We start from the raw sequence: 9,620 nt of genomic DNA on the forward strand, positions 1-9,620 counted from the left end.
GGGCGCTCCTGCGTCGCGTCGCTGCGCGATGGACCTACGGCCCACCCTTGACCCACCACCCCGGCCCACCGCAGACGCTTATGGGGGGACGACGCCAGGAAAAACGCCCTGCACGGGAGCGGGGACAGGGGCGGGCGTTTGCTTGGTGGCTTGCGGGTGTGTGGGTGGGTGCGCGGTCGGTTCTGGGGCGGCTCGGCCCCTGTCTCGGCGGGTGCGACGACGGCCGCTGGTGCGACACCGTATTGCTGCCCCGTACTTGCACCCACGCCGGTGGGCGGCCGATCTCGCCGGCCGACGTGCGGGATGCGGCGTCCAGCCCCGGCCGCGATAGGCCCTCGAACCACAGAGTGGTTGCTGGCGCGCGAGGGGATGCGCCTCAGAAGCGAGTGGCCCAGTCGACGGCTCCAGCCCCGGCAAGCGGACGACTCCACCGACAGGCACTACATCGCCGCTCGGCGGAGCCATGGAGCGATGAAGTGATGTTGCATCCCCGCGATGGCAGGCGCAGTTGGCCGCGTAAGCCGCCAAGTTGACGGCTCGTGGGGCAGGGTGGGATGAACTCGACACTTGGCGCGCCGGGACACCTCTCCGGTCTCAGTCGTCACATGCGTATCGGTCTGGCTCGCCGTGTGTGGGTAATGGCCCATGGGTCGCGTACGTCGCCCGCCCTCGTGGCTTGCCGCGCAGGCTTTGACGTTGCGGGTTGCCCCACAGCCACCTGCCGCCCCTGCGACCTGCGTCGGCAACGGGCTCACGTCTCAACCGATGACTGGTTACTGGTCACGGGTCGCTGGGACCCGATCGCCGGTCACCGGTGACCCGTTGGGGTGGCTGTCAGCCGGCCGTCCTGCTTTGCCCCGTCCGCCGTCCCCATCCCATCCACACGCCCACCCGCAGGTCGACTCGCAAGCGCCTCGCCCCACCGGCCGGCGTGCCGACTGGGTCACCATGGTGGTGTCGCACCAACGGCCGTGCCTGTCAGCCGCTTAGCCAGGGGCCGCACTACCCCAGAACCGGCTGCGTCCCGCCCACACACCCGTCGCCCGGCGACGCATGATCGACCACTCTCCGAGCCTTTCCCGTGGGCTCCCCCCGGGGGCCGCCCCCCTTAAGCATTGCGTCGGAGGTTCGGCGGTCAAGGGTGGAGCGGAGCGGAATCGCCGTAGGCGACGCGACGTAGGAGCGCCCTTTACCGTCGGGCCTCCGACGCCACCCTCCAGAAAGGCGGCCCCCACACCAGAAGCAACCACCGCCCCAGGCCCATCGAAGCCCCCCGCCCGTCACCCCCACCCCGGCAACCAACCATTCAGCGTTCCTTAAAAGCTTGTCCAAGAACTTTCGATGGACCTGACTGTTCATTCACTGTCACAGTCCTCTCATGACGACGAAGACGAGCACGGCCACGGACGGGGACACGCAACCGGCTACGGAGACAGCTACGGCCACAGGCCCCGCATCCGCGCCTCAGGCCGCGGATCCGCATGTCAATGACGCCGCTCCCTACCGGGGAGGCGACCCGTACGCCGATTACCGGGGTGGGGACTTCCCGTTCACCGAGCTCGTCGACCTGGCCGACCGGCGGCTGGGCGCCGGGGTCGTCGCCGCCAACGACGAGTTCTTCGCCGAGCGCGAGAACCTCCTCGTACGCGAGCGTGCCGTCTTCGACCCGGAGCACTTCGGGCACAAGGGCAAGATCATGGACGGCTGGGAGACGCGCCGCCGGCGCGGCGTCGACGGAGCGCACCCCTTCCCGGCCCCCGACGACCACGACTGGGCCGTCGTCCGCCTCGGCGCCCCCGGCATCATCCGTGGCATCGTCGTCGACACCGCCCACTTCCGTGGCAACTACCCGCAGCGTGTGAGCGTTCAGGCCGCCGCCGTCGAAGGGTCGCCGAGCCCCGAGCAGTTGCTCGCAGCCGACGTGAAGTGGGAGGAGATCGTTCCCGTGACGCCGGTGCGCGGGCATGCCGCCAACGGGTTCGAGATCAGCGGCGAGCGCCGCTACACGCACGTCCGGCTCTGCCAGCACCCCGACGGCGGCGTCGCCCGCCTCCGCGTGCACGGTGAGGTCGTGCCCGACCCCGAGTGGCTCGGCCTGCTGGGGACCATCGACCTCGTCTCCGTACTCAACGGGGGTGTGTACGAGGACGCTTCCGACAAGTTCTACTCGTCGCCGACGCAGATCATCCTGCCGGGAACGTCGCGCAAGATGGACGACGGGTGGGAGAACCGCCGCCGTCGTGTCCGCGACACCAACGACTGGGTGCGTTTCCGGCTCGTAGCTCAGGGCGCCATTCGCGCTGTCGAGATCGACACGGCGTACCTGAAGGGGAACTCCGCCGGCTGGATCGCGCTGAGCGGGCGCAACGGCGAGACCGGTGAGTGGTTCGAGATCATTCCGCGCACCAGGCTCCAGCCCGACACGCTGCACCGCTTCAAGCTCGCCGCCCGGGCTGTCGCCACGCACGTACGCCTCGACGCCTTCCCCGACGGCGGCGTCGCCCGGATGCGGCTGCACGGAACGCTCACCGAGCAGGGTGCGGACGAGCTGCGGGTGCGGTACGAGGCCGTGGCCGGCCAATAGGACCCCGCCCGGCGGCCGGCAGCGGCACAGCGCCCGGCCGTCGGGCGGTTTCAACGTGTTCGACGTGCGGGGGAGGGCGCCCCAGCGAGTGTGGAGCGCCCTCCCGATACGCGTAAGGGGCAGGCGTGCGGAGGCACGGGCGTGCGGCACCCCGCCGCCGGCACTCCGCCCGCCGCGCCCCCTATCCCGCCGCCGCGTCCGCCGCCTGGGCCTTCAGGGCCCGGTCGATGCCGGCGCGGGACTCCAGGACCAGGCGGCGCAGGGCCGGGCTCGGGTCGGTGGCGGTCAGCCAGGTGTCCGTCGCGTCCAGGGTCTCCTGCGAGACCTGGACCGCCGGGTACAGGCCGACGGCGATCTGCTGGGCCATCTCGTGGCTGCGCGAGTCCCAGATGGCCTTGACCGACGCGAAGTACTTCTCCGTGTACGGCGCGAGCAGCTCGCGCTGGTCGGTCTGGACGAAGCCGCCGATCACTGCCTCCTGCGCGGAGTTCGGGAGCTTGTCGGAGTCGATGACCGAGGCCCACGCCTCCGCCTTCGCCTCGGCCGTCGGCCGGGCCGCACGGGCCGACATCGCGTGCAGTTCGCCCGCTGACGTCCTGTCGCGCTCCAGTTCCGCGGCGATCACCTTCTCGTCCGCGCGTCCCGTGGCGGCGAGCCGTCCGACGAACGCCCAGCGCATCTCGGTGTCGACGGCCAGCCCCTCCACCGTCCGGGTGCCGTCGAGCAGGCCCTGGAGGAGGTCCAGCTGTTCGTCGGTACGGGCCGTCGCGGCGAACGCCCGCGCCCACGCGACCTGGTGGTCGCTGCCCGGCTCGGCCGCGCGCAGGTGCTCCAGCGTCGCCGCGGTCCACCGCGCAAGGCCCGTCTCGCGATACCCGGGAGCCGCGTACAGCTCCAGGGCCAGCTTCGCCTGGCGGTGCAGGGACTGGACGACGCCGATGTCCGACTCCTTGCCGATGCCCGACAGGACCAGCGCCAGGTAGTCGCGGGTGGCGAGCTCGCCGTCGCGGGTCATGTCCCAGGCGGCCGACCAGCACAGGGCGCGCGGCAGGGACTCGGCGAAGTCGCCGATGTGCGCCGTGACCATGGCCAGCGAGTCGGCGTCCAGGCGGACCTTGGCGTACGACAGGTCGTCGTCGTTGAGGAGGACCACGGCCGGGCGGGGGGTGTTCGCCGGGAAGGGGACCTCGGTCAGCTCGGCCGCGTCCACGTCCATCTCGATGCGGTTCGTACGGACCAGACGGCCCGCGCCGTCCAGGTCGTAGCAGCCCACCGCGATGCGGTGCGGACGGAGGATGGAGGCGCCCTTCGCGCCCGCCGGGAGCGCCGGGGCCTCCTGCCGGACGGCGAACGACGTGACGGTGCCGTCGGTGGCCGTCGTGATCTCCGGGCGCAGGATGTTGATGCCGGCCGTCTCCAGCCACGCCTTCGACCAGGTCTTCAGGTCGCGCCCGGAGGTCTTCTCCAGCGCGCCGAGCAGGTCGGGCAGGCGCGTGTTGCCGAACGCGTGCGCCTTGAAGTACGCCTGCACGCCCTTGAAGAACTCGTCCTGGCCGACGTACGCCACGAGCTGCTTCAGTACGGAAGCGCCCTTCGCATACGTGATGCCGTCGAAGTTGACCAGCACGTCGTCCAGGTCACGGATGTCCGCCATGATCGGGTGCGTGGAGGGCAGCTGGTCCTGGCGGTACGCCCAGGTCTTCTCCGAGTTCGCGAACGTCGTCCACGCGTGCGGCCACTTCGAGCCCTCCGCGTGCGCCTGGCAGGCGACCGAGGTGTACGTGGCGAAGGACTCGTTCAGCCACAGGTCGTTCCACCACTCCATGGTGACCAGGTCGCCGAACCACATGTGCGCCAGTTCGTGCAGGATGGTCTCGGCGCGCCGCTCGTAGGCCGCGTCCGTCGTCCGGGACCGGAAGATGTACTGGTCGCGGATGGTCACCGCGCCCGCGTTCTCCATCGCGCCCGCGTTGAACTCCGGCACGAAGAGCTGGTCGTACTTCGCGAACGGGTACGCGTAGTCGAACTTCTCCTGGAACCAGTCGAAGCCCTGGCGGGTGACGTCGAAGATCTCGTCCGCGTCCAGGAACTCGGCGAGGGACGGGCGGCAGTAGATGCCCAGCGGCACGCTCTGGCCGTTCGCGTTTTCGTACGAGCTGTGGACGGAGTGGTACGGGCCGACGATCAGCGCGGTGATGTACGTGGAGATGCGCGGGGTCGGCTCGAAGACCCAGACGTCGTTCTTCGGCTCCGGAGTGGGGGAGTTCGAGATCACCGTCCAGCCGGACGGCGCCTTCACGGTGAACTGGAACGTCGCCTTCAGGTCGGGCTGCTCGAACGAGGCGAAGACGCGGCGCGCGTCCGGCACCTCGAACTGGGTGTACAGGTACGCCTGGTCGTCGACCGGGTCGACGAAGCGGTGCAGGCCCTCGCCCGTGTTGGTGTACGCGCAGTCGGCCACGACCTTCAGCTCGTTCGGGCCCGCCACGAGGTGCTTGAGGTCGATGCGCGAGTCGCGGAAGACCGCGGCGACGTCGAGCGACTTCCCGTTCAGCACGACGTCGTGCACGGCCGGCGCCACCAGGTCGATGAAGGTCGCGGCCCCGGCCTCGGCGCACTCGAAGCGCACGGTGGTGACGGACCTGTAGGTGCCGCCCTCCTGCGCGCCGCTCAGGTCGAGCTCGATCTCGTACGCGTCAACAGTGAGCAGGCTCGCCCGCTGCTGGGCCTCTTCACGGGTCAGATTCGTGCCAGGCACCCGGTCATCTCCTCGGTATGTGTCGTTTTTCGCCATCCTTCCACGCCGTCCGGGTCATGGCTGCTGAGTTAGCTCGCAGCTGACAGGGCGCGGTGTCCGAAGACCGCCGGTGGTGCGGCGCGGGGGCGTCCAGGCTGGTCGTATGACGACGACGATCCACACGCCCCGGCCCATCGCGGACGACGCGCTGCGGCAGCTGCGGGACACCGACGACGCCGGGCGCCCCTGCGTGCCGTACACCGACGAGGAGGGCGGCGCGCCGCTGCGCTGCTGCCTGCGCCCGAGTGCGCGTGGCGAGCGCGTCGCCCTCGTGTCGTACGCGCCGCTGCGCCGCTGGGCGGCCGAGACGTGGGCCAGGCCCGGGGCGTACGACGAACAGGGGCCCGTATTCATCCACGCGCGGGAGTGCGGGGGTCCGGAGCCGGCCGGCGGTCACCCGTTCGCGCGCCCGGGGGCGCTGCGCACGGTCCGCCGGTACGACGCCGAGGGGCGCATCGTCGGCGGCCGGCTCCTGGAGCTGCCGCTGGACGCGACGGCGGGGCTCGACGCCGCGTTCACGGAGGCGTTCGCCGACGAGCGGGTGGCGCTGGTGCATGTGCGGGCCGTGGAGTACGGGTGCTTCCACTTCGAGGTGCGCCGGCCCTGAGAGGCGCAGCTCGGCGGCCGGGGGGAGCGGGCGTACGACAGCGGGGCGGAGTGTGCGTACGACGGCGGGGCGGGGCTCCGAAGAGTCCCGCCCCGCCGGTGGTGCGTACGGGTGAGGTCAGCCCTTGAGCTCGGCCGCGACCAGCTCCGCGATCTGCACGGCGTTGAGCGCCGCGCCCTTGCGCAGGTTGTCGCCGGAGAGGAACAGCGCCAGGCCGTTCTCGGCGGTCTCGTCGCGGCGGATGCGGCCGACGTACGAGACGTCCTTGCCGGCGGCCTGGAGCGGCGTCGGGATCTCGGACAGCGCGACGCCCGGGGCGCCGGCCAGCAGCTCGGTGGCGCGCTCCACGCTCAGCGGACGCTCGAAGCGCACGTTGACCTGGAGGGAGTGGCCGGAGAAGACCGGGACGCGCACGCAGGTGCCGGAGACCTTCAGGCCGGGGATCTCCAGGATCTTGCGGGACTCGTTGCGGAGCTTCTGCTCCTCGTCGGTCTCGAAGGAGCCGTCGTCGACGACGGAGCCGGCCAGCGGCAGCACGTTGAAGGCGATGGGGCGCTTGTAGACGCCGGGCTCGGGGAAGTCGACGGCCTCGCCGCTGTGGGTGAGCTCGGCGGCGTGGTCCACGACCTTCTTGACCTGGCCGTCGAGCTCGGCGACACCGGCCAGGCCCGAGCCGGACACGGCCTGGTAGGTGGTGGCGACCATGGCGGTCAGCCCCGCCTCGACGTGCAGCGGCTTGAGGACCGGCATCGCGGCCATCGTGGTGCAGTTCGGGTTGGCGATGATGCCCTTGGGGCGGTTCGCCGCCGCGTGCGGGTTGACCTCGGAGACCACCAGCGGCACGTCGGGGTCGCGGCGCCAGGCGGAGGAGTTGTCGATCACGACGGCGCCCTGCGAGGCGACCTTCTCGGCCAGCGCCTTGGAGGTCGCGCCACCGGCGGAGAAGAGCACGATGTCCAGGCCGGAGTAGTCGGCCGTCGACGCGTCCTCGACGGTGATGTCCTTGCCCTGCCACTCGATCGTGGAGCCTGCGGAACGGGCGGAGGCGAAGAGGCGGAGCTCGTCGGCCGGGAACCCGCGCTCGGCCAGAATGCTGCGCATGACTGTGCCGACCTGACCGGTGGCTCCGACGATTCCGACCCTCACGACGACTCCTTCGTACGTACGAACGTGTAGCAGGCGGCTGACCTGGTGCTGCCACCCATCATGCGTCTCTCCAGGGCGGCCTTGTCCAATCCATTGTCCGGCCCCTGGACGCCGTGACCACCGTCACCTCACTTCGAACCCCCAGCGTCCACCGGTCCTGATCTGGAGGAAGCCGCTGGGGAAGGTGTGCAGGCCGGAACCGGTGGTGATACGTCGCACAGGTTCCAGACGCTCGTCGAGCGCCCACACGACGGGGAGGTCCAGGTCGCCGCGCGACTCGTGCGTGAGCATCATCTCGGCCTCGGGCCCGGTGTTGCGCACGACGGCGTAGCCCTGGCCGGACACCGCGTGGCCGACCACCGGGGCGCTCTCGGCGGACATCGGCTCGATCCGCCAGCCGGTCGTCGCCGGGGCGGTCACCAGGACGTAGCAGTAGCCGGCGGCCGCGACCCAGAGCGGTCCGACGACCGGACGGCGCCTGCCGCGGGTGTCGCCGGAGATCACCGCCTTGCCCGTCGCCTGGACGGTGCTGGTGGTGAGGGGGGCGTCGTCGGCCGAGGTGCGGCGCAGGCCCAGCAGCGCGGGCGGCCCCTCGTAACGGAGGACCGCGCTGCCGCTGCCCTCCAGCGGGCCGGTGAGGGCCGGAGCCGAGGCCGCGGGGTGCGGGGTCAGGTTCCAGTCGACGGCGTTGTCGACGCGCATCCGGACCTCGGGCTCTCCGTTGCGGAACAGCAGGGTGCGGCCGTACGGGCCGTTGTCGGTGCCGCGCAGGAAGCGCTCCTCGTCGTCGTACTCGTCGAGGATCACGACGTCGTACCCGAAGAGCGAGCCGTCGCTCCGGATCGCGTACTCCAGGATCGCGGGGTGGCCCGGGTTCGGGTTGGTGAGGGTGACGGTGTGGGCGCTGCGGCCGTGGGGGGCGCCGGTGGTCCGGGTGGCGTCCGGGGCCATGACCGGCAGCGGGCGGGGCGTGAGCGACCAGGGGCCGTCCGCCTCCACCTTGATCACCAGCGGGCCCTCGGTGAGGGGGACGGTCTGCCGCAGCGGGCCGGTCTCGTTGACGAGCAGCTCGTAGTCGTCGTCGAACTTCTCGGGCCTGGGGGAGCTGGACACGCCGAAGTAGCCGCCCTCGTCCTCGTCGCCGTCGAACGTCACGTCGAGGTCGGCCACCGGGCCGTCGTAGACCAGGATCTCGGGACCGAAGCCGCGGATGCCCTGGCCCAGGGTGCGCGCCACGGAGAGCGGCTGCACCATCACGGTCCAGTCGTTGTCGGCCTCGATCTTGAGCCGCAGGGGACGGCCCTTGCGGTTCTGTACGAGGGCCCGGCCGCGGAAGGTGGTGAGGGTGGAGTTGAAGAGCAGCTCGTCGTCGCGGTTGCGGCGGTCGAGGGTCTCGACGCAGAAGTAGCCCTCGCCCTCGTGCCAGCCCTCGACGATCACCGGGCCGGGCGGGACGGGCCCGTCGACGGTCAGGACGTCGTTGCCGTGACCACGGCGTACGAACGGGGGGAACGCGGGGCCGAACGAGACGGGCACGGCGGCGTGCGGCGGGACGGCGTCGTGCGGGGGCGCGGCGGCGTGCGCGGGTGCGGCGTCCTGGACGACCGGTGCCGCGGGCTGGGCGGGAGGGGCGTACGAGGGTGCCGGTGCCGGTGCCGGTGCCGGTGCGGGGGCGTACGCGGGGGCGGGGGCAGGGGCAGGGGCAGGGGCAGGGGCCGGGGCGGGCTGGGGCGCCTCCCCTCCGTCGACCGCGATGCCGAAGTCCGTCGCGAGCCCCGCCAGTCCCGAGGCGTATCCCTGACCGACCGCGCGGAACTTCCACCCGCCGTCGCGCCGGTAGAACTCGCCGATGACGAAGGCGGTCTCGGTCGTCGCGTCGTCGACGGCGTAGAGCGTGACCGGCGTCCCGCCGCCCGTGAGGACCTGGACGTACAGGCCGGGTACGGAGCCGAACACGCCACCGTCGCAGGAGCCGGCTATCAGCACCCGCTGGACGGCGGGCTCGACGCGCGGCAGGTCGACCTCCAGCCACTCGGCGAGCTGCCCGTTGCCCTCGTTGGTGCCCAGGTGCCGCACGGTGCCCGACGGGTGGTGCGGCTGGTTGTAGAAGACCAGGTCGGCGTCCGCGCGTATCTTGCCGTTCGCGTCCAGCAGGAGGGCCGATGCGTCCACGGCCGGCGCCCCGGCGACGATCCGGCGGCACACGGCCACCCGCAGTAAGTCGCTGGGCACGGGGGTGTTGGCCCCCTTGATGAGCTGCGTCATGGGGCCCATGGTGACAGTGAAGATGATGTGAAGTCGATGGGCGGTTCGATCTCCGGCGGCGAACCCGTGGGAACGGACGCCGGAGACGACGGAGGGGCGGGGGGCCCGGTGGGGGGCCCCCCCCCCCCCACCCCAGGCGGGCCGACCCCCCATTAACCCACACACCACCCAAAACCCCCCACCCAACACCCCCAACGAGTGAGGGGGGGGCCCCCCCGGGG

General features: G+C 71.5%; 5 protein-coding genes. 2 read left to right on the top strand and 3 right to left on the bottom strand.

What is annotated here, in order from left to right:
• Nucleotides 1-1,378: 1,378 nt before the first annotated feature.
• A complete protein-coding gene (alc, locus tag ACWGH0_RS12430) occupies nucleotides 1,379-2,584 on the top strand; it encodes an allantoicase (RefSeq protein ID WP_453404130.1) in 1,206 nt (401 codons plus the stop codon).
• Between the two features lie 181 nt (nucleotides 2,585-2,765).
• On the opposite strand, the gene pepN is transcribed toward alc, so the two are convergent.
• Nucleotides 2,766-5,342, bottom strand: coding sequence for an aminopeptidase N (gene pepN / locus ACWGH0_RS12435; RefSeq protein WP_453404131.1), 2,577 nt, complete (start codon nucleotides 5,340-5,342; stop codon nucleotides 2,766-2,768).
• Between the two features lie 142 nt (nucleotides 5,343-5,484).
• On the opposite strand from pepN, the gene ACWGH0_RS12440 reads away from it, so the two are divergent.
• Entirely contained in the window at nucleotides 5,485-5,988 is a 504-nt protein-coding gene (locus tag ACWGH0_RS12440; RefSeq protein WP_453404132.1) for a DUF1203 domain-containing protein, read from the top strand.
• A 117-nt stretch (nucleotides 5,989-6,105) separates the two neighbouring features.
• On the opposite strand, the gene ACWGH0_RS12445 is transcribed toward ACWGH0_RS12440, so the two are convergent.
• Together ACWGH0_RS12445 and ACWGH0_RS12450 are read right to left on the bottom strand one after the other, a co-directional pair.
• Nucleotides 6,106-7,134, bottom strand: a complete 1,029-nt coding sequence (locus tag ACWGH0_RS12445; RefSeq protein ID WP_453404133.1) for an aspartate-semialdehyde dehydrogenase — start codon at nucleotides 7,132-7,134, stop codon at nucleotides 6,106-6,108.
• Between the two features lie 123 nt (nucleotides 7,135-7,257).
• On the bottom strand, nucleotides 7,258-9,399 hold the full coding sequence (locus ACWGH0_RS12450) for a TerD family protein (RefSeq protein ID WP_453404134.1): 2,142 nt from the start codon (nucleotides 9,397-9,399) through the stop codon (nucleotides 7,258-7,260).
• Between the last annotated feature and the right edge of the window lie 221 nt (nucleotides 9,400-9,620).

This window comes from Streptomyces sp. NPDC054887 (assembly GCF_053610585.1).